We start from the raw sequence: 21,282 nt of genomic DNA on the forward strand, positions 1-21,282 counted from the left end.
TCTCGCTGTTGGAGGTGGCCACTCGGCTTCGATCAACCCCGGGCGACCCCTTTGCGTTCCAGGAGCGCTGCGTGCCTCGCATTGGCGTCGAGCCGCCACTCGCGCATCGATGCGCCCGCACAGTGCAGCCCAAGCTCAAGCCTCTCACTCCGGCCCAGGTAGCGCCGCCCACCCGCCGCGAAGGCGGTGACGCAGGCGCTGCTGCAGGTTTCCAGCACCTATTTGACATACCGGCGCCGGAGTTCCAAAGTCCCGATCACGAAACGACTTCCAGCCGGAAACTTGCCCTTGCTGCTGCCGTGCGGCCGGCCCACTATGGGGTCTCCGCTTCGTGGCCCAAATCACCGTGACCGCAGACATGACAGATGAAGCCCCGAACCCCGTTCCCGTCGAACCAAGGCACTGCCAAGACGTCGGCCCCGAGGTAGCGATCCACCCATCCCGGCTGGGAGCCTAGCTCTTCCAGATTCTTGACCGAGGGCAGTAGCGTCGGCATCCACGCCTTGCAGGTCGGACAGATCTCTGTCCCCCACGACGTAGAGCAGCTCGGGCACTGGCACGAGAATCGACGGCCTTGGCCAAGCGTGAAGTCGCGCCGACTGTCGCAGGCCACGCCGCAGGTTGGACAGGTCAACAGCGCATTCACCATGCCGATGCCCTGCTCCAGCTTCTCCGCGAAGACCTGGAGCTTTCGAATCGACTCCTCGGACTTGGTGATCAGCGCTTTGAGCTCCTTCTTCTTGGCGTTGAATTGACCGCTGGGTCCTCGATCTCTGACTGCAAGGTGCAGTTGCTCCGAAACGGCCACATGATCGGCCCGCAAGGTGGCCAGGCGAGCTTGCTCCGCGGCAAGTCGTTGGGGCAAGTTCAACTGCTCCTGCGGCTGCGGCGCCCGCCGAATGAGCACATTCCCGCCTGACACCTCCAGCCAGGGAGCTCCGTCGCATACGCCGGGCAGTGGTGACTCGCCAAGTTCCGGCGGGTACGCAAGGAACTTCGATCCGGTGATGACCCAGCGCAGCTCACGGGCAACGCGTTCGACACTCGACAGATCCCACGGCGAAACCGACAGAAATCCCGCCCGCTCCCGTCCCTGGCACGCCACCTCGTGTGGCAGAGCGTGCAAGCGCGACCGGAGCTGCCTAAAGGCATCTTCACCGCTATGGTCGGTCGACAGGCTGGGATGCAGAAGCACCACCTGTTCGCCATGACTCGCCGCGAGGTCCGCGTCAGCGATCACCGAACGGAGAGCATCCTCACCCAGCCTGCCCATCGAAGCCGCGATCGGCACGAAGCGCACTGGTCTTGCACCGGGCACATCCAGCCGCAAGGTACCCTCGGTCTCAGACCACGAAAGCTCGGCCCGCCCGCCCTGCCCGATGAGGCTCACCTTGCCTCGTTCGAGCGACTCCTCCAAATCCTCGGGTTCGAGTTGGAGCTGTTCTAGGGCGCGGATGACCAGCAGCAGTGCGAACAAGTCGAACCCCCTGCAAAGGTCCTGCATCGCCTGGAAGTACTCCTCAGGCCGTGGAGTCTGCTCGAGACCGAGCCGCGCCCAGGCCAGCCAAAGCTCCGAAACCCGTCGATAGTGAACATCGTTCGCGAGGATGTTCGTCATCTTGAGCGTCGTGCTCACGAACGCCCGCCGCGGGACTTCCTTGTACAGGGTTGAGTCCATCAGTCCTGCCACCGAGTACTTGAGGAACTTCAGCTTTTCGAGGGTACGCTCGGCCTTCCTGCGCGCTTCGCCGGCATCGAGGGACGCCCCCCACAGCTGGAACACCCGCTTCTGCCGCCAATGCGAACCCAATGAGGCTGATGAGCTGTAGTCTTCGGCCTCGCTGAAGAGCCGCACCAGCTTTGCCACCTCGCTCACCCTGCGGGACAGGTAGGCATCAAGGTGGTCTACGAGCCGCACCGCCACGCGATTCTCGTAGATGTCGAATTGCTCCTCTCTCACGAGAGCGAGAACGCGCTTGGGGATGACCGCTCGCAACGTCGGTCGGTCCCAGTCCTCGGTGTGCGAAGCCAGATACCCGGCAGCCTGTGTAGCCAATCGGCGTGCGCGACTGACCGCGGTCCGCTCGACGTCGATGCGCAGGTGTGTGCGAGGTCTCTGGCACACCTCGGTCAGGTGACCGAGTTGGTCCGCAAGCAGCAGTTCGAATTCCTGCAGGTCCGCGCGCTCCGACAATCCGGGGACCAGCGGCGAGACCGAGAGAAGGTCCAGCCACGTGCCACCCTCCTGGATGACCCGGCGGACGCTGCTTCCGACATCGACGATGCTCTTGATGTCCAGGTCATCGAGAAGCTGCGATCGCGGGATGGCACCCTGCAGACGCTCACCGCCTGCCGCCAGCAGTTGCCACTGCCCGCGAAGATCGGGGACGAAGTAAGCAGGCTCTCGGACCGGGACCGAGTTCAGAAAGAGCGGCAGGTTGCCCTCAGGCTGGACCAGGTAGCGCCCCAGGACGGCCGAACCGGGACTGGCCTCACGGGCTTCTCCCGTCACTCGATCGATCAGGTGCAGGGTCATGCCGCTTCGTCGGCACCCAGACGACGCAACTCGGACTGAACGATGCCCATCGACTTCTCGGGCTTGTCCTCCGAACGCAGGACCGGCCAGGCGTCGTCCAACGCGGTGCGAAGGACCTCCAGGTCATCCGGCCGCGTGTCGTGGCGATCTCGGATCTTCCTCAGAAGCTTGGTCGCGAGGACATGGTCTACTGCCTCTGCCACGCTGCCCCCTGCGGCCAGCACGACCGGTACGAACGTCATCATCTGCCGCTCCAGGCGGTTGCCCCAGCCCACCCTGAATCGCTTGCCGAGAACGTCAGCGAACCGATCATCGAGGAACCGATAGGCCTCGGCGGCCTTGCGCTGGTGCGTGGTCTGCGCTGCCGAGAACGCAGCTTGGAGGCCCGTCATGGCGACAGGTGCACGAGCGCGCAGCCGCTTCGGCTTGAACGACTCGCGGTGACGCGGCAGTTCCATCACGTGGGCGCGGTCGTACGTCTTGTCTGCGAAGTCCTTGGTCGTCTCGTCGTGATTGGCCGTTCCCACGAACCAGACGTTCTGAGGTAGCGGCAGCGTTCGCCCATCGCGCAGCAGCGCCGGTGCCGGATCGACGGCAGCCGTCATCAGATCGAGCTTCTGGTACTGCGGATCCTGCTCGAGCGCCGACAGCAGATCGGCAAAGTACTGCTCCGGATGCGAGAGGTTCATCTCGTCGAGCACCACGATGAACGGCAGGTCTGCATAGCGCGGGCATTGCGCGCGATAAAGCGCCTGCAGGAACTCCGACTCGTAGAAGCGCCGCTCGAACGCGTTGAAGTGCCCGATCAGATCCTGTCGATCCCGCCACCCCGCCTGCACCTCGATGAGCGCCGAACCAGCCCCAAGCGCCCGCGCAAACGCCAATGGCAGACTGGTCTTGCCGGTGCCGCTGATGCCTTGGAGAAGATGCAGGCGGCTCGAGGCCATTCCGGCGAGGAAGCAACGGATGTCGGAAAGCGAGTAGTAGAGCTCCTTGCCGGAGGCCGGATCGAGTGCGACTCGCTGCTGCAGTTCGACGCAGAAGTCGGCCAGGTTGTCGATCTCATCCAGCGCGGAAACGGTGCTCTGCAGATCGTCGTCCTCGTCCATCTGGCTGCAAGACGGGAACGGGCTGACACCGTCCGACCTGCGGATACGCTCATCGACGTCCTTTCGCAGTTCTTCCAGGGCAGCCTGCAGAAGATCCCGACTGCTCTCAAGGGCAGCCTTCTGATCCCGGAGCGATTCGAGCTCCGTCACCGCGATCGCCGATCGAGCCGTTGCCGCGCGGCTGGACAGAAGCTCCTGCGACAGGCGAGCGCGGTCGGCTTCCCACTCTTCGCGGGCCTGCTCAAGTTCCTGCAACCGGTCCATGGCGCCCGCACTGGGTTGTTCCGCTAGGCGATCCTGAAGTGACTTGTTCTCCTTGCGGAGCGCGTCGAGCTCCCGCTTGATCTCCTCCAGAGGCCTGTTACCCAGGGCGCGCACGGCGTCTTCACGTTCCCGGAGTTGGCCATAGAGGTCATCCCGCTCTCTGCGAGCCTCTTCCAGCCGCGCTTCCAGGTCACGGATCCTTGCCTGCGCCTGCTCCTGCGCTGCGCTGGCCCGTTGAGCAACCCTTGCGTCGAACGCCTCGCGATCCTCGCGAAGAATGTCCTCAACGACATCCAGATGCGCACGCTGCGTCTTCAGTTCCGCGCGCTGCCTGGAAAAATCGGCCTCGACCTGTCGCCTCTCGGCGTCGAGCCGTTGCGCGGCCTCGCCGTGCTCGGTTTCCCACTGACCACGAAGCTCGTCAATCCGAGCCCTGCCTGCCGCTTCGGCATTCCGCCACTCCTCGTCCCATCTGGCTCGTTCATCGGCAATGGTCTTTCGAGCCTCAGACATGGACTTTCGCAGAACCTCGGCCTCTTCCTCCAGGAGTGTCAGAGACTTGCGCCGCTCCTTTGCAAAGCCGGCTTCGGCGTTGAGCGTCGCAACCCGCAAGGCGTCTTCGCGTACCCGGAGTTCGTCTTCGGCTGCCTTGGCTGCAGCCTCACGTCCGGCGAGCGAGGCAAGCGTACTGTCGAGATCCTCGCGGTCCTTCGCGAGCGCCGCCCGCGCGTCGGCGAGTTTCCTCTCACCGTCTTCCAAGCGCAGCATCCGCTCGGCCCGCGCCTTGCACAGGGCGTGAGCCTCCCACAGCTCCCGAGCGGCGTGTACCAGGTCGCTCTCGGAAACAGACGGAGCTGGCGGCGCATTCGTGGCCACGGTGATGTCCGCGTCTGTAGCAGTCTCTATCGACTGCCCGTGAACCGTGCTGATCGCAGCGACAGCGAGGGTGGGTGTCGTGATGTCCTGGGAGCTTGTCGGGACAGAGACCGGCGGCGCAGGAGCCGCAGCCACAGGTGGAGGAGCCGCGACAGCCGGCTTCGGGGCCGGAGGTTGCGGAGGTCGGTGCTTGTTCTTGTGCTTCGCCATCTTCTGAAACCCTCTCCCTGATTACGCTCTGCCCTGATCCAGTCCACCCAGGATTGCAACGGACCGATAGACGGACTCGACTGCATCCCTTACCAAGACCATGTCCAGATCTCTGCCGCCCGCGTGACTCGCCTCGCCACCCAATGAGGCGATGCGATCTAGTTCCTCAAGAAGCTCCGCATCGCGTTTCGCTGCATGAACAAGCGGATGATCCGGATGTTTCGTTGCCACCATCATGGACGCAACGATTACCGCGCGCAGCCGCCAACCGGACTCAAAGCAAGCAGACTTGACGTGATTCGGAGGCGTTCGAGAAATGGCCTCAGGTAAGGGAATTCGGAAGCCCAGCTGTTTGGCATGCTCTTCATAGATACTTTGCACGTACTGCCTGTCTTGGACCGGTTTCGTCTTTCCCGTCCGGTCCGTGAAGTAGACCTGTCGCCAAATGGTTCCTAAAGGAAACCGGAGCGCGATCGTCCGGAAGGCAGATTCCATAAGACGCCGGGCGGAACCTAAGAGCCCTTTCAAACGGTCCTTGGGGCAGTGATCACCGAGGTACTCCGCATCGACGCAACCCATCTCCAGTTCGACCAGGGCGTCGAACTCCGGCAGATCTCGCGCGTTGAGCGTGAGCCGCCTCTCGACATTGGCGACGGCTAGCGCGCGGACCTCCGCGATCCATTTCTGCTGGTCCGCTGCGCGGGAGTCGAGCGAATCCCCAAGCAGTCCCTCGAGCACTTCGCGCAGACCAGACTGATTCGGCAGCTCCCGCGAAATGGCCCGGCGCAACATCGTGTTCTCCCCGAGTCCGAAGGGATCGCAGGCGTGCCAATCAGCCGACATCTCTCCTTCGACTAGGTACACGAACGTGGTGAGGAAGACGGGGACGCGGGTGTCGTCCACCATCGAGACCCGCTCCAGCGCAGGGCCGACGTCGACGTCCACCGCAGGGTCATCGTCGTCTATCTCGACCGATTCGGAGTTCCGCAGAGCCGCCTTGTACCGCCGTGTCGCACGGAGGATCTGCCTGACGTCGGGCACGGGCGGAAATGCGTCGTCGCGTGGTCGGCACATGAACGCGCGCTCGCGCCGCGGCTTGCCGCGTGTGCCAAGCATCAGGTCTGGAAAGCCGCTGTCCCCACGCTCCAGTTCCGCGAAGTCCAGCCTCTTCACGAACCGAGGCCAGAGTTCCCCAGACCATGGATCCTGGAAGACATGTCCAGTCACTGGCGGGCGCATGTCGAGGGCTTCCGCCTGGAACATTTCCTCGCCCGCCTGGCTCGGGAGACCGTCAGAGCGGATCAGTCCTCTCTGCAACAACTCGGCAAGGATCAGCGTGGCGAGATCCCGATGGATCTTCAGTCGATCCCCGATCCGTTGGGGGACGGTGATGCCCGCTCTGCACAGACCGAGGACGGCCTTCTGGAGCACATTGATCTCGCGGTCGCGGACCTCGGGGGCCACGACCCGATACGCGAGTGCAGGCCAGAGGACAAAGCGGCGCTGCGTGAATCGCACCCCCTTCGGCAGCCTTGGCCCGAAGTACAGGACGGGCGAGTCAAGCTGAAACAACGCAGCCATCCCGACCCTCACACAGTTTCCGGAAGGCGACCAGGCCGCGCAGACTGTTCTGCGCAGCCTCGCCTTGCAGCATCCCGGCATCGCCGACGACGATGAGTAAGCGCTGTTGTCGGCTCATGGCCACGCACAGGCGGTTCTCCAGCATCAAGTGGCCGAACTTACGGCGCATCGAACGTTCATCGGAAAGGCGGTGATCGTTCGAACGGGTCATCGACAGGAAGACGACATCGAACTCCTTGCCCTGGAAGGCATCGACCGTACCGACCCGGATTCGTTCCTTGCGTTGACCGTCCGAACGAAAGGTCTCGCGCCACGCGTCTGCAACGCGGAACGATCCGTCTGGCAGGAGTTCCGCGATGCCCAGGGGCTCGAGTTGCTGGAACACCTCGTCGACCTGCGCTGCATAGAAGGAGATCACGCCGAAACTCAGATCCTGCCGCATCGAGGCAAGCTTATTGAGCTCCTTGGCGATCCAGCGCGCTTCTGCTGGTCTGCGCTTGCTTTGCCCACCCTGTTCCCGCCCGGCAGAGAGCGGCACATCCACCCAGGCCGCGACGTGCGGCTGATATCCCGGCAGGTCATGCGCAAACTCATCCGCCAGCTTGCCCGAACGGAATGCCTCCCCGTAAGGCGCGTAGAAGGTGTCGCTGACGAACGAGCCCAGGACCGGATGCATGCGGTACTGAACGTCGAGCGTCACGGTTCTCTTGATGCCATCGGCGGCCTCGCGCTCCCGCATGGACTCGAACAGCCGTTGAAAAAGGCTGCGCCGCAGCGCGTTGCGGGTCTCCTCGGAGACCGAGAGCTCCAACTGCCCCTCGACATCCGGCTCCAGGATGTGTGGCAGCTGCCGGTGGTCGCCCACCAGAATGATGCGTCGCTCGGCGAGCGACATCGGGATGAAGAGATCCAGTGGGTTTGCCCGGGCCGCCTCGTCGACGATGACGTTCGCGAAGACGCTGTTGTCGCCCTTCTGCTGGCTCATCTGGTAACCAACCGATTGCTGGCAGGTCGCTGCAAGAACCACCGTGTAATCGGCAACGGCAGCCTTCACCCCGTCGATGTCGTTCTCTAGGTCGGCGAGGTATTCGTAGAGCACCGCATCTTCACCCCCAGAGGACTCCCTGACGCGAGCGTAGAGCTCGTTGACGATCTCGTTGAGAAGTTCCTCCAGTCCAGCGTGGGCTACCGGGCCCCCAACGGTCGCAGACTCCGAGAATAGGTCAATGAGGCGGCCCTGAAGGGACTTCAGGTCCTCCAGGAAATCGGGATCCTTATCCTCTGACCACTCGGCGGCGGCCGAAAGCAGACGCATGTCGACCTCTTCGTCGTACGCAACCCGCTCCAGCCGGTGGCGCAACCTCGCAGCATTGCGAGGGCCGTCGTCGCCGAAACTCGCGGCGTCCGTCCGAAGAGCCCGGATGGACTTGAGCAGCAGTTCCCGGTCATCGGTCTCGACGGATGCCATCCCCGCGGGGCCGGCAGCCAACTCCCGGCGCACCGCGGCGAGTCGGTCGACGGTGGCTGGCGCCAGATAGGGTCTGACCAAGCCCTCCACTTTGACGGCTACCCGTAGCCCCTCCTCCAACCCCAGATGAGATGCCTGGTAAGCGGCCGCGATGGATCGCACCTTATTGAGCACCTCGCTGATCGGGCGTTCGGGAAGCGCCGCCACATCGGCTTTAATGGCATCGATCCGGTCTCTTCGCCAGCGATCGAATTCGTCCCCATCCTCGCCGCGCCCATGTTTTCGGCCGATCTTGAGAGCTGGTAGCCCGAACACGAGGGTGCGCGCCGCTGCGTTCTCCACCGCATCGTGCTGATAGCTGGTCAGCAGCGTCTGCCCAGCGAGATCGGTTTCTTCGGTCAGTTCGGCGAGGCGTGCCTGCAGCGCAGCGATCGTCTTCGTCTTGCCGGTGCCCGGAGGGCCTTGAATCAACGCGATGTCGGGCGTATTCAACGCCACGCGCAAAGCTTCGACTTGCCGCGGGGTGGGCTCGCTTCCGAAGATCTCTCTAACGGCCGTAGAGAGGGGCGCTTTGGCACTTCTTCGCCCGGTCCGAACAGGAACGTTTTCCAGCAGTAGGCCCAACGTAGGCATCGGCCCGTCGGCAGAGGCAATCATCGCTTGAGCCCGCTCACGCCGCTCGAGACGTCGGCGGTCGCCGCTCAGGCTCATGAACAGCGCTCCTGGCGACGGCGGGGCGCGCTCATCGAGTTCACCCGAGGGCTGGACATCGATGTAGCGCCCTGCCACGTCGGCACCCGCGAACGATCCAACGAAGATCCTGGGGCGGCCGCCTGTCAGGCTATCCGCGAGCGCTGAGTCGCCTGGCGCGGCATCCGAGACTTCCCGTAACTCCTTGGGCGGAAAAGCCGCGGCCTCCAGCTCGACGTCATCTGCGCCGCGCAAGACATTGAACGCCGCATCCAGTTGGCGGCCGTCCGAGACCTTGAAGCGCCAGCGGCCGTCGGCCTGACGTTGGGCGTCCGAGTAGTTCAGCCAGCCAAGCGCGCGAGCGCGACGAAGGACAGACTCGCGTTCCAGCTTGTTGTATTCGCGCCAGACGTTGAGGTAGCTGCCCGCCCGCTCCACGAGTTGATCGAGTTGCGAACGCGCCGCTCCACGGAAAGCACCCGCGATCGTCGAGTCGCAGAAACGCACCCGACCGACCACGGGTGAAATCGGTCGACGGTCCTGAGCGAACTCTCCCCGCCGGGCTTCGACAAGCCGGGTCACCAGGAGCCGATCATCGGGCGTTCTCTGGACGTCGATCGCGTAGCCGCGTCCGTGCATACGAAACGGCTGGCGTTGATCACCAGTAGCAGTGGGGCTCCCAGAGATGAAGACCTTGTGGGGCGACTGCTGGTCTGCCACGACGAACCGTTCCGCCAGCCAGTTGATGACCTCGGCTGCCGAGATGCTCTTGCCCAGCTTCTTGCGGATCGCATCAACGATCTTTTCGTCGACTCCGACGTCGATGTCATCCGGCCAGGAGTACTGAACCGGGAACTCGTGCAACTGGATCTGCAACCGCTCAGCAGCCGCCTCCTTAGACGCAGTCGAGACGATCCAGCCGATCCTGGGCAGGTTGCGATCGCGCATCCTGCCGAGGATGGTCTGCTGCTGGGTGTCCCGGCCCGTGACGTTGACCGCAGTGTCCCCATAACGCAGAAGGGTCTGTCCCGACGAGTCCGAAAACAGAAGCGAGACCTCCGCCTTCTGCAGAGCGGGCGGGTCGAAGACCCGAGCATCCGCTGGGCAGACCTCGACCAGGAAGCAGGTGCCGTACGGGATCTCGTGTGCCTTCATCGCGCAGTGCCCTTGCGAAGTGAAAACGACACGACGCGATGCAACCGGTCAGCTGGACCCAGGTGGAGGGTCCATGAGGCTTCGCCTTCCTTCAACAGCATCGACGCCGGTTTGGACCCGACTTCGGCAGACCGACTTCCGCTCGGAGATGTCAGTCGATAGGCCGTACCGTCGAGCGCCTTCAACTCGACGCGGGCACCGTCGAAGCGGACCCCAACGACCTCGCGCTGGGCTTCTCGCCCCGCATGCCCGCCGGCAAGTCTGCGCGTGATCACGCGGGAATCACCTGCCCCGAGCGAAAGGATCGACAACGGCCGCTGCAGTTGACCACCGGGTCCCGATCGGACTCCGGAGCTGTGGATGAGCGCCGGATCCCACAGGCGGAACTCCGCGGTCGCGATCGCAGGTCTCGGCGAATCGCACCAGGGGCAGCGTGCGGCATTCAGGTAGTAGGTGCCATGGCACTCGGGGCACCTGACGGTTGCGTCGGCGGCGGCATGCAACCTTTCCGTCCACTCGGCAACACCAGGCCGCTTCAGTGGGTCCTTGAGCGCTTCGCCGAAGGTCCTGTGGGCGATCTCGGCCAAGCGGGGTGACAGCGTCAAGCCTCGTGGGATTCCGACGGAGCAACGATTCGAGCTATCGCTGGGGTGGTCGATCCAGGGGAGTTCGCCCGCCAAAGCCTCCTCTTCCCGCTCAGGCGCGTCGTTGGCGATGTCGTCTCCGATCAGCGGGTGGACCAATGAGAGCGTCTGAAAGCACAGCACGGCAAACGCATGTGCATCGGTGAGGGAATTCACTCCGGAAGTCCTGCGCAGCAGTTCTGGAGCTCCGAAGGTGGGGGTGAAGACCACCGAGGCGCCCGCGCTCGACGCGTAGTGAATGTTGTCGCTGTCGATGAGGCGGACTTCCGTGGCATCGACATCTTCGGAAACGAAGATGTTGTGAGGCGAGGGATCCGAGTAGACGAGCCCCTTGCCATGCAAAGCCGCCAAGACGTCCCCAGTACGCGCGAGCAGCGTGAGCCGCCTACGCAGCCCACCCGTCGCGATGTACCACTCGGCGAGCGACGAACTGGGCGGCCGGGACAAACCGCTCAAGGGCTGCATACCCGTGAGCAGCTCCATCACATAGCCGAGTGCGGGCTCGCGCAGCATCTCCAGCGGCCGAGCGATTTCCAGGTCCACCAGTTGCAGCCGCTTCACTGCGATCAGCTGGTTTCTGAGCCGCTCCCGACGAGACGGCAGTGTGTCGAAGATGAGCTTGGCCGCCAAGCGGCCTCCCTTGACTTCGAACACTGCGCCTTGTCCACCCCGCCCAAGCTGGCGCGTGAGCACATAGCGCGCGCCGTTGACGTCGGCGACCTGGCGGGACGCGGTCGTCATACGGCCTCCGCGGGTCGCCACGTCAGGACCGCGAGGGTCTTGTCGTCGAGATGACGTGGCGTGGGCCAGTCGTGAAGTTCACGGCAGAGCTGTCGCCATCTCGGCTGTGGTTGCAGTGGAGCAATGTCGTCCGTCAGCCATGCGATGAAATCGGCGATGCGATCCGATCGCAGATCATCGGAGACCCCATCGGACGCCAGAACGACCGCATCGACCTCAGCAACACCATAGCGTCGACTCGCCCAGGTCCCGGCCCCTCCGAGCGACATCGTCTCGTTCGAGAAGGCAGAGGACCCTCGAGGGAATTCGATTCGCTCGACGGCCCTGCCCGAGCGCACTGCGGCCATGCCGTCACCCAGTGCGGCCACGTAGGCTCCGCCGTCTCGATGAGCCAATGCCATGAGGCAGGTGGCCGCACAGTCCGTACGGTCGTGAGGTGCAATTTCCTCCAGCCAGAAGGCTTCGATTTGGGGGAGCAGTTGCTCGAAGCTACCTCCCCCTTCGGAGAACCAACTCCTGACCGCACGGAGCGTTGCGATGCAGGCGGCTTGAGCACCTCGGCGAGCTTGTGGCTTTGAGCCCAGCCCATCGCTCACGACGATCAGGCTGCCGAACGAGCCAGAGGCGCCGAGCCATCTATCCTCGTTCAGCTGGCGCGCCGCTCGATGCGCTGGTCCCGCAACGCTGGCTCCGAAATAGTCCACGTGCTTCTGGCTGGCCATCCGCGTCTCAGAAGTCGTATTCGTCGAGGGCCATCGGGTCGATCGCCACCACGCTGTTGGGGTTCGAGCTGCGCGTCCTCTGCGTCACGCTCATCGTGACCCATCGGAAGAAGTTCTTGATCTGCCGCGCCTCATGAGCCGAGTAAACGCGGGCGGTAGGGTCCGCCAAGAACTTGGCCAGCATTGCCGGGTCAGCGTCGTCCCCGACGCCTAGGACAAACCGCGAGGCCTTCGAAGCCCGTTCCGACGATAGAAGCCGGGCGAGCGGCTCCTCCCAGTCGTCCGTAGGCTCACCATCCGAAATGAGCACGATCGCGGGCCGGTAGGCCCGTCCCGGAACCTGCTCGGGATCCTCGATCATCTTCACGACCAGATCGAAGGCCGCTCCCATTGGTGTGTTGCCTGCCGCGGAGACCTTTTCCCACTGGACCCCGGTCGAAGGTCGCAGCGGTTGATGGATCCGCGCCCCACCTTTGCCGAAGGCGATGACGCCCACGTGGATCTCGGCTCGACTGGGATCCTCCTCGGCGAAGCTTTCGATCATCGCCTTGATCGCGTCGTTCAAGGCGTCGATCTTCCCGTTGGTGCTCATGCTTCCGCTGACATCGGCCAGCACGATGACCGGCAACGGACGGGCCGCTGCAATGGTGAAGTCCTTCAACTTGGACACGTTGCTCTCCCCTGCGATGTCTGCGACGGGCACTGGGCGCGACACTTTCCCGCCGGTTTCGGTGGCCGCCAGACTGCGCCCTTTGCTACGGCCACGGATTGCCCCTTGGCTGTCCCGGCCCTTTGACTTCCCGGTTCGTTCTTCTTGTCTATCGGGATCTGCTTCGGCGATCCGGCGGGACGGCCAGCAGATTCCGTCCGAATCTCCGTCTTGGCGTCTCGCCAAAAACGGCTGACATTATCTTCATGGTACTTCGCCCAACCCATTCCTGGCCCCCTATAACGCTGTCTGATAAGCCTCCCGGATCAGTGCCAACGGCGGTTCGACCGTGGCTTCAACCCTCTGAAGTCGCTGTTGCGATAGACCGTGATGACGGTCTCGCAGTCCGGGGTGCAGACGACCTGCACACCCTCGCAATCGCCAACGTCGACGCCTTGGCGGCTCAGCCTCTGGACCTCTTTCTTTCCGATTACATGGATCGCAGCGCCACGGACATGGACCACGCGACCGTAGTTCAGCACGGTGTCGATCGTCCGGCAGTTCAAGCCCCGTCCGCCCATCCGGGCCCAGGCATGGGCGGTAATCCGCGGCAGGTAGTCGGTGGAAGCGTGTTGCTGAATCATTTGGCTGGCTCTCTTCGGTAGAGAGGCCCGAACCGCTCGGACCCCGTACCGCCCTTACCGCGAGAGTCGTGCCAACAGGCCTCGAGATAGCCTCGCCAACAAAAAACTTCATTCTCGACAAGTACTTAGAGGGACTTCGAAGGATGTCACCAACCTACCTTCGCTTCGCAACTTCATGCGAGTCGGAGCATTGGTTCCGCTAACCGGATCAAATTTTCCGATCGGCATGCGCCGACCAGTCGCGCAGGGCACGGTCCGTCACATCACAGAGCGTCTCGGGGGCCACCCCCCGAGCCTTGGCGACGCGCCGAATTTCATCGGCGATGAACTTCTTCAGCCCCCGCTCGATGGCTCGGGTGGGAATCGGCTGGTCATCAGCCATGAGGTCGTCGAGGCCTGACGAGGCCGCAAAGGCTCGGGCCACCGCCCTCGGCAAGTCCTCGGCAATCGAAGATGTTTCATCCGACCGAAGACCTTCCAACGCGTAATCGATCGAAGCGCTCATCGACAAAGGCTCATGGCTGTCGCCACGAGCAGCGATCGCGCGATAGGCGACGCGAAACAGATCACGAAGGTTTCCCGGCAGGGGGTGGCGGGTCAGTTCCCTCGCAATCGTCGCGTGAGCCGCTTCGGACAGGCGCACGGGCCCGGCCCCAGCCCGGGCGGATGCCTGGGCGAAGACGGCTTCCCACAGCCAGGCGATCTCTTCCGTGATCTCGCGCAGAGGCGGCAGACGCAGGGTGAGCATGCTGATGCGGTCAAGAAAGTCTGGATCCAGCCGCTCACGCAGTTGCTCATTGCCGATGTTGGTGGCCGACACCAGCCGGAAGTCACTTGTCAGCCGACGGTCATCGCCCAGCCGCATGTAGCTCTTCTCTTCGACGGCCTTGATCAACAGCCGTTGCAGGTCGCGGCTGACATCGCCAACCTCGTCGAGAAAGAGCGTGTCCTTGTGGGCGATGGCGAGGAGCCCGTCGTGGTCCTTGAGCGCCCCCGTAAAGGCCCCGCGCCTGTAGCCGAACAACTCTGCGCGCATCGTCTCGGGGTTGTACTGGCCGCACGCGACGGCCGGCCAACTCGCATCCCGATCGGGTACACGGTAGGGGCTGTGCGAGCGGATCCATCCGGCCAGCGTCGTCTTGCCCGTGCCGCGCTCACCAAGCAACAGGACGGGAACGTTGACCTGCGCGAACCGTCTCGCCTCCTCGAAAACGCGCCGCATTCGCTCCGACCGGAAGCGCGCCGGATCCCAGATCACGGCCGCATCCTCGGATGACAACTCCGAGGGCCTCGCGCTGCGATAGGCCTTGTAGTAGCTGTCGATCCCGAGCTGGACCGGTACCACGGCCGGACGGCCGTGGCGCTCATCCTTGCGGTACGACTTGACGAGCGTGAACGGGGCGTCGATGAAGCCCGTCTCCCCCATCAGTACCAGCACCGTCTGCATCGATGGCGTGCCGGGGCTGACGTGGATGATCATCTCCCTGTCGGCGAACTTCCTGCGTACCTCGGGAAGGCGCTTTCTCAGGAAGTCGAAGAGCTGGCCGTGATCGGTGGGATCGTTACCGTCCCAGGGATATTGATGAATACGGAGCGAAGCATCGCGACTGTGCAGTTCCTCGAGCGTCTGCGTCACCGCCCTTGACTCTCGCGTCGCCCTGCCATCAGCGGACTGACCGAAGAACAGCACGACGTCCGATACCGTACCCGCGTACGGCGACTCAGGATCGAAGAGCAGTGTCAGCGTCGGGCCGGGTACAGGCGCGCCATCAACGAGACGAAACGAGCCGCCCGAACGTTCCCGCTCATAGGGATCGTTGTTGACGGCAACCCAGGAGACGAGTACTCGGCGCCGCATGCCTTACCCCAGCTCGGAAAGCAGTCGATCGATCGCGTCGCTGGCCTGGCGTTGCCTCAACACCCTCGCTTCGCGCTCGTCGGGGCCCGGCCGATCACCGATCTCGAACTTCGCGACGGCGACCGGCCCGTCCTTGCGGAACCCGTCGGAGGTTGCATCATCTGCGAAGCGACGCCGCAAGATGTCCAGCGCTTCGCGCAGGACATCTTGATGCCGGCCACTCAGCGCTTCGCGGAATGACGTGGCGACCGACGCCAGGCCTCCCGGTGCGTGCTCGAGGCAGTACACGAGGTCGTGAGCGTCCTTGCGCTCGAAGCGCTGGTCGAACGCGAACGCCTTCAGGCACGTGAAGCTGACGATGTCCGCGTGCTTGATGCGCTCCACCGCCAGTCCGTTCTCCCCAAGCAACTCAGCCTGGATCTCGGTGACCTGATGAAGGTCGAAGCCGATGGAGGAGTGGGGTATGTTCAGCGCAGAGATCGTGCCGGCCGTAGGTAGCGGCTGCACTCGGCCGCCCGCGATTTGAGGCGCGTCGGCGAGCAACTCCAGGACCATCAGCGCACCGTGCTCGGTTCGTGTCTGCCATCGCCACGACAGCTTCACGCCTTGCTCATTCTCGGCCCTCTCGAAGCCCATGCGACGGAGGTTATCCTCCAGGGTGTGATAGGCCTCGGTGTCTGCCAGGAGTTGAAGGTCGATGACGATGTCCACGTCCATCGTGCCGGCGTGAGCCGGTACTGCGGGCGGACGCGCTGGCACCAAGTACCGAGGTGTCAAGCCGCCCACCAGATAGACGGACTCCTTCCACGGCCCCAAGCCTCTGAGCAGCGTCACCAAGACGCGCTCGCAATCGAGCGTGTACCGGTCGCTGTAGCCTTCGGACGTGCTGGGCTTGATCATCAGAACCCGATCCTCTCCTTGCGCAAGTGCTCTGCCATCTCCTTGGCCCGACCTTCGGCGCTGAGGAGGTCCAGATAGACCTGAATCGGGCTGGCCAGCCAGACCCCGTCAACACGCTCGCGAAACTGGAGGACACCCGCTGATTTCGCGGCGAGCACGACCAGATTCGCGCCTTCTCCGACGGGCCGCGCGCCCAGCGCGGTCAGCGCCGCTGTGGTGGCGCTTGCGTCGAGCGTCCGTACCCGGAGTTGCGAAACTGATGACAGGAACGGCGTGTAGCGCTGGGCAGCGGCCTCGAAGCTCAGCGCGTACGTGGCATGTGCGGAGTCGAACGCTCGGTCGAGCCGCTCCAACACGTTGCCGCTGCCCGCAGCGGGCACGAAGTAGCGGCGAAGGTCGGCGGTGGTGTTCGAGGACGCGTCCTTCGCCCAGGCGTCGAGGAGCGCAGCCGGATCCGACAACTGCCGCTGTTTGAAGGGGCCCTGTCCCCGCGTCTGCACCCAGTCCTGCCGCTCCAGCTCGGCAAGCACCGGCGAGACGGTCGATGGCAGGACGCCCGTCCGTTCTGCGAGATCCTTCACCCCGAACCAGTCCTTGTGATGCAGGAGCATCGCGTGCAGGACTTGCGCCCGTCGGCCGGTGAACAACGAGCGCATGGCCCGGGACTGGGACTTGGGCGCAGGCTTCTGGACAAACAGATAGGCGCCAGGCGCTGGCAGGTATAGGCTGCCGCCGCCGTCGTAGTACCCCACCCGTTCTGCAGCGAGCAGTTCCTTGGCGCCCGGGGAGACCTCTTCGGCTACGACCATCGCATGCACGTTGTCTTCGGACCCATCCTGCGGCCCTCGCCCTCTTGCCGCTCGGACCCGCCAGACCAAGCCCCGTGCATCGCGCGGGTAAACGGCCTTCTTCAATTCGACAAGGACGGTGATGGGGCGGCCAGCGGCCTGCAGCAAGAGCCGCGCATGCGGCCACGACTCGACTGCTCCCGAGTTCAACCCATGCGCGGCATCCACCCGTACGTCGGGGAGGGCTTGTAGATCGGCGATGAGCCGATCCAGCATCGCGTGGTGCGAAGGTGGTGCCTGGAGCATGGGCCTGCCGGGTGATGGAGCGAACTTGTCCATCCTAGCCGACATTCACCGTGAATCTAATATTCTCTGTTCAGCGAATATCTTTGCACTGGATCCTTCGGCCGCCTGGCTCAGGCCGCCCGCCGGCCCAAGCCTTCACCCGCGTGGCCCGCGCGTTGGCGAACAGGTAGCCGTGGTGGGCATGCGCCTGGCCCAGCGAGTGCGCGTCGTCCAGGCGGCGGATGAAGAGCAGGCAGGTGATCTGCTCGATCACCTCCATCGGGTTGGAGCTGCCGCCGGTCCAGAAGGCATTCCAGATGGCATCGACTTGGCTGCGAAGTTCGCCGGTGAACATGCGGGGTTCTCGATCTGGGAAGTGAGTTCAGCTGTTCACGACGACGGGCACGGCCGCCTGCGCTGCCACCTGTTGGGCAATGGGGGTGTAGAGGTCCACGTCGGTTTCGGGTGTGCGGATGGAGACGATGAGGCTGTAGCGGGCGGGAAGGTCGTAGCGCTCTTGAGCTGGGCGGGTACGCCACCAGCCCTTGGCAGGGTAGACAGCGATGAAGCCACGGTTGGCCAGCGCGGCGGCGGTGCCTCGCCAGATGTCTTGGTGCAGCGATCCTCGGTGGCGTTGCCTGTCGCCCAGGATCCAGTCGGGGTCGCGCGGGTCGATCGGGTCGCCGTCGTCTTCTCGCTCGGCCGCAGCGTTGATGCGCGCGACGAAGTCGTCGGTCGTCGCGTCGAGAGGGCGTTGCACATCAAAGCGCAAGCGATGCGACGGGTAGTGGAACTTCGACGATGTGCCGCGCGCCGACGGGTTGGGCTCGATGAAGTAGGACAGAGTGATGCAGAGCTCTACCTGGGTGTCTGGCGGTAGAGCTTCGAGTTGCGCCTTCGGCCAGGGCAGCGCGTGCAGGTTCATGTCACGGCTGACGACGCCTTTGCCGGTGACTTTCTGAAACGGATGCACCATGTCTTCGACGACCAGCGTCAGGGAGTTGCCAGCGCTCCACAGCGCGCGCTCCAGACTGGGCACGCCCCAGCCGCAGTGACGAATCAGGTTGACGAAGTCGGACTTGCTGGGGTAACCGTGAGCCGGCAGGTAGACCGTCCGCATAGCGGCGGTCCACTCGGCCGAGTGCACGATCAGCGCCCGGATGGTCTCGGGCCGAAGCGCAGGGTAGGCGGCCATCAGTTGCGCTGCCATGCGCGCACCAAGCGCCGACGACGCACTCGTCGCGTTGGTGGTGGTGAATAGGCGCTCCTGCGGCAGGTTGTGGACGGTCAGCAGGTTCAGGCTGTTGATGCCGATGGCGCCGAGCACATCCTTGCCGGCATTGCCCCCTTCAAAGACCACGTCGGGCTTCAAGGGCCACGCCGAGTGCCAACCGTTCGACGTGCGGGTGTATGGGCTGAGGCCACCGCTCGGGGCAACCGGCACTTTGTGCTGTGCGTCAGCCTCGCTGATGGTGACCTTGTCTGTGCAGGCGCCGACCGTCAGCGCGTTCCAGGCCTGGCCGGGGTCGCGAATACCGCGTGAACTCAGGCTGTCGGGATAGGCGTTCCAAGACTGCGCGTCCTGGGTATTGCCTGCACACAGTACAAAGAGCCGGGGAAACTGGCCGTCGCCGTCGTAGTCACTGGCAAGTCGGTCAACGGTCGATGACCAGGCCGAAGGGCGGCCTCGGTCGCGTTCATCGTCGGAGGTGACTGCCGAGGTGAACACCCGCGGTCGTTTGGGGGCCGCGATCTCGGGCCTCGATACCGCCTCGGAAAAGAGGTAACCGTGCTGCCGTGAGTCGCCAGCGTTGGCGCCTTGCTCCGGGGTCAGCTTCACCGACTCCAGGCGGTGAGACACCGTCAGTAGCCCATCTGTTGCCAGCGCCGCCGACAGGTCACCCAGTGCCACGAGTCCGGCGAGGCCTGTGCCGTGGTTGGCGGTGTCGTCAACGCCCCAGGCTGGATTCACGGTGTGTAGATCCGCACTGGCGACGAACGGGGCTACCAGCGGGTGGGCTCGATTGACGCCCGAGTCCAGCAGGCAAACCCGTGGCGTCGAGTCCTCGTCGGGGGCAACGGTCAAGCGAGCGAGGGTGTCGTCCACCCACTCCTGCTGTTCTGTCGGCGTCATGCCGTCGAAGAAGTGGGCAGTTTCCTTTGCGCGGCGCAGTTCGGCGACGCAGTTCAGCGTCATGACCGAGGTTGAGAACTGCTGTTCCGAGCCGAACATCAGCACGACGGTACGCTCGGGAAAACTGATGTGGTGCTCGCTGACCTGGCACTGGGCCAACTCCGCCAGTTTGCGGAAGTCCGCGAGCACCGCCTGGCGATCGCCGCGCACGGGCAGCCAGACTTCCCACCACATCGGCTCGGTTGGGTCTTGCGGTAGCAGCTTCGGATCGTCTGTCCACAGGGCACGAACCTCGGCGCGGCGGATCGCCAGGATTGTGTCCAGCAACGCACGGTGATCGAGCGCATCGCCTCTGACGTTCTTGCGCTCGGCAAGATAGTCCTCGACGTACTTCTCGAAGTGAGCCAGCTTGCCGTCCGGAACGAAGACGTTGGCGAAGGTCGTGTCGCCTTCGACCCGCACGCTCAGCACCTCGATCTTCTTCTGCGGGTCCTTGCCAACTTCGTAGCCCAGGCTCTCAAAAGCCAGCGCTACGTCGGGTTGCCCGACGAACTGAACCTGCAGGCCTAGCCCACTTTCGAGCCCTTGCTCCTTCTGAGCAGCTACTGCCTGCTGAGCGATGGGCTGTAGCGCGAGCAGCTGGGCCTTGAGGGCACCGCCGTGCTGAGCGCGATCAAGCGCCGGAACAGCGCTCGACCCTCCGCCAGACGAAGGCGCCGTGAACGCCTGTGCGGTGGATGTATTTGCTAGAACGAGGTGTGGGCGTCTATCGAGTGGTTGATCCGGCATGGTTGGACGAGTGCTTTGCGCTTTGTGCCAACCGAGCACTGATCAGGCGGCGTTCCCCTAACGCGCGCCCCAGATCGGTTGGTTGCACTTTCGTCTGGTCATGCAGGATGGCGTCCTTGATAGACGCATCAACCGCGCGACAGATTTCAGCGTGGCTCAGGCCCTCGGCCTGGCCCTGCAGCGCTTCCTTTCGGAAGGGCTTGGGCGCGAAGTGGCCCAAGCGGGATCGAATCAGATCCACTGCTTGAGCCGGCGACGGCAGGTGGTATTCCACGACATCGTCGAAGCGGCGGAACAGCGCGTAGTCCAGAACTTCAGCGTGGTTGGTCGCCGCGATGATCAAACTGTTCGACGTGTCCTGCTCGATCATTTGCAGGAAGCTGTTCAAGACCCGGCGAATCTCGCCTACATCATTCGCCATCCCGCGCTGCGTACCGATGGCGTCAAACTCATCGAAAAAGTAGACGCCACGAATATCGGTCACGGCGTCGAAAACCTGCCGGAGTTTGGTTGCCGTCTCGCCCATGAATTTGGTGATGAGCGAATCAAGGCGGACCATAAAAAGGGGGATACCCAGCTCACCGGCTAGCGCAGCGGCAGTCATGGTCTTGCCAGTCCCCGGCGGCCCGACCAGCAACAGCTTGCGGCGCGGCGCAAGCCCATGCTCCTTGATCCGGGCAAGCTGGCGCTGTTCCTTGATGACGCGTTGGAGCTGGGTGGAAGCCACTTCGTCCAGCACCATGTCCCCAAGCCGGTTGGCAGGATGAGACACCGTCAGCAGGCTGGCCAATTCGCCGCGCGGCTTCGCCGCGCTGCCGATGGCGACCAGCTTCCCAGACGCGTCCTGGCCGACCCGGGCCTTGGCCGCGTCGATCATGTCGCGCAGTTCCTCGGCCAGCTTGCCGTGGCCCAGCTTCGCTTCGTGTGCGGCCACCTGCATGGCGACCGACAAGAACTGCCCATCATCGCGACTGATGTGCGACTTGATGAGCGCCTTGAGTTGGTCTGAACTGGCCACGGAAAGGTGTGGTGTTGGGGGCGAGGATGCCAGGGGCATTGTGCACCTTGAAGGCGTGACTCCACCTCGGGCACTGCCCTCATCCCGACTCTCTACGGGGCCCACCTCCAGAGCCACGCTCCGGCTGCCAGGGCGAACACCCAGCCGACGGACATGCCACTTGAATCGCTGCTCTGTAGACCCTTGGGGCCTCTGACCCCGGTGCCGTGGCTGGACCGCGC

At 64.0% G+C, this 21,282-nt stretch carries 14 protein-coding genes; all 14 read right to left on the minus strand.

Annotation, left to right across the window (positions count from 1 at the left end; translation table 11 throughout):
- Positions 1 to 313 precede the first annotated feature (313 nt).
- A complete protein-coding gene (locus tag KA711_05955) occupies positions 314 to 2,536 on the minus strand; it encodes a hypothetical protein (GenBank protein MCM0608530.1) in 2,223 nt (740 codons plus the stop codon).
- Positions 2,533 to 4,785 (minus strand): AAA family ATPase, encoded by a 2,253-nt coding sequence (locus tag KA711_05960; protein MCM0608531.1) that lies wholly within the window; start codon positions 4,783 to 4,785, stop codon positions 2,533 to 2,535. The genes KA711_05955 and KA711_05960 overlap by 4 nt, the downstream gene beginning before the upstream one ends.
- Before the next feature lie 231 nt (positions 4,786 to 5,016).
- Positions 5,017 to 6,576 (minus strand): hypothetical protein, encoded by a 1,560-nt coding sequence (locus tag KA711_05965; GenBank protein MCM0608532.1) that lies wholly within the window; start codon positions 6,574 to 6,576, stop codon positions 5,017 to 5,019.
- Positions 6,554 to 9,889, minus strand: a complete 3,336-nt coding sequence (locus KA711_05970; GenBank protein MCM0608533.1) for an AAA family ATPase — start codon at positions 9,887 to 9,889, stop codon at positions 6,554 to 6,556. The genes KA711_05965 and KA711_05970 overlap by 23 nt, the downstream gene beginning before the upstream one ends.
- Positions 9,886 to 11,274: a hypothetical protein gene (locus KA711_05975; protein MCM0608534.1), complete on the minus strand. Its 1,389-nt coding sequence runs from the start codon at positions 11,272 to 11,274 to the stop codon at positions 9,886 to 9,888. Before KA711_05975 ends, KA711_05970 begins: the two co-directional genes overlap by 4 nt.
- Positions 11,271 to 11,996: a protein phosphatase 2C domain-containing protein gene (locus tag KA711_05980; protein MCM0608535.1), complete on the minus strand. Its 726-nt coding sequence runs from the start codon at positions 11,994 to 11,996 to the stop codon at positions 11,271 to 11,273. Before KA711_05980 ends, KA711_05975 begins: the two co-directional genes overlap by 4 nt.
- 7 nt (positions 11,997 to 12,003) lie before the next feature.
- Complete coding sequence (locus KA711_05985; GenBank protein MCM0608536.1) at positions 12,004 to 12,666, minus strand: VWA domain-containing protein; 663 nt, start codon at positions 12,664 to 12,666, stop codon at positions 12,004 to 12,006.
- 305 nt (positions 12,667 to 12,971) lie between these two features.
- The gene (locus KA711_05990; protein ID MCM0608537.1) at positions 12,972 to 13,289 is read right to left on the minus strand and encodes a DUF4258 domain-containing protein; all 318 of its coding nucleotides are present in this window, start codon (positions 13,287 to 13,289) and stop codon (positions 12,972 to 12,974) included.
- A gap of 208 nt (positions 13,290 to 13,497) precedes the next feature.
- The gene (locus KA711_05995) at positions 13,498 to 15,147 is read right to left on the minus strand and encodes a sigma 54-interacting transcriptional regulator (GenBank protein ID MCM0608538.1); all 1,650 of its coding nucleotides are present in this window, start codon (positions 15,145 to 15,147) and stop codon (positions 13,498 to 13,500) included.
- A 3-nt stretch (positions 15,148 to 15,150) separates the two neighbouring features.
- Entirely contained in the window at positions 15,151 to 16,047 is an 897-nt protein-coding gene (locus KA711_06000) for an antitoxin (protein ID MCM0608539.1), read from the minus strand.
- The gene (locus tag KA711_06005; protein ID MCM0608540.1) at positions 16,047 to 17,141 is read right to left on the minus strand and encodes a MarR family transcriptional regulator; all 1,095 of its coding nucleotides are present in this window, start codon (positions 17,139 to 17,141) and stop codon (positions 16,047 to 16,049) included. Before KA711_06005 ends, KA711_06000 begins: the two co-directional genes overlap by 1 nt.
- Positions 17,142 to 17,211: 70 nt before the next feature.
- A complete protein-coding gene (locus KA711_06010; protein MCM0608541.1) occupies positions 17,212 to 17,475 on the minus strand; it encodes a type I restriction-modification system subunit M N-terminal domain-containing protein in 264 nt (87 codons plus the stop codon).
- 27 nt (positions 17,476 to 17,502) lie between these two features.
- Positions 17,503 to 20,043, minus strand: a complete 2,541-nt coding sequence (locus KA711_06015) for a S8 family peptidase (GenBank protein MCM0608542.1) — start codon at positions 20,041 to 20,043, stop codon at positions 17,503 to 17,505.
- The gene (locus tag KA711_06020) at positions 20,021 to 21,061 is read right to left on the minus strand and encodes an ATP-binding protein (protein ID MCM0608543.1); all 1,041 of its coding nucleotides are present in this window, start codon (positions 21,059 to 21,061) and stop codon (positions 20,021 to 20,023) included. The genes KA711_06015 and KA711_06020 overlap by 23 nt, the downstream gene beginning before the upstream one ends.
- Between the last annotated feature and the right edge of the window lie 221 nt (positions 21,062 to 21,282).

It is taken from the genome of Ideonella sp. WA131b, assembly GCA_023657425.1.
GTDB lineage: Bacteria > Pseudomonadota > Gammaproteobacteria > Burkholderiales > Burkholderiaceae_C > Rubrivivax.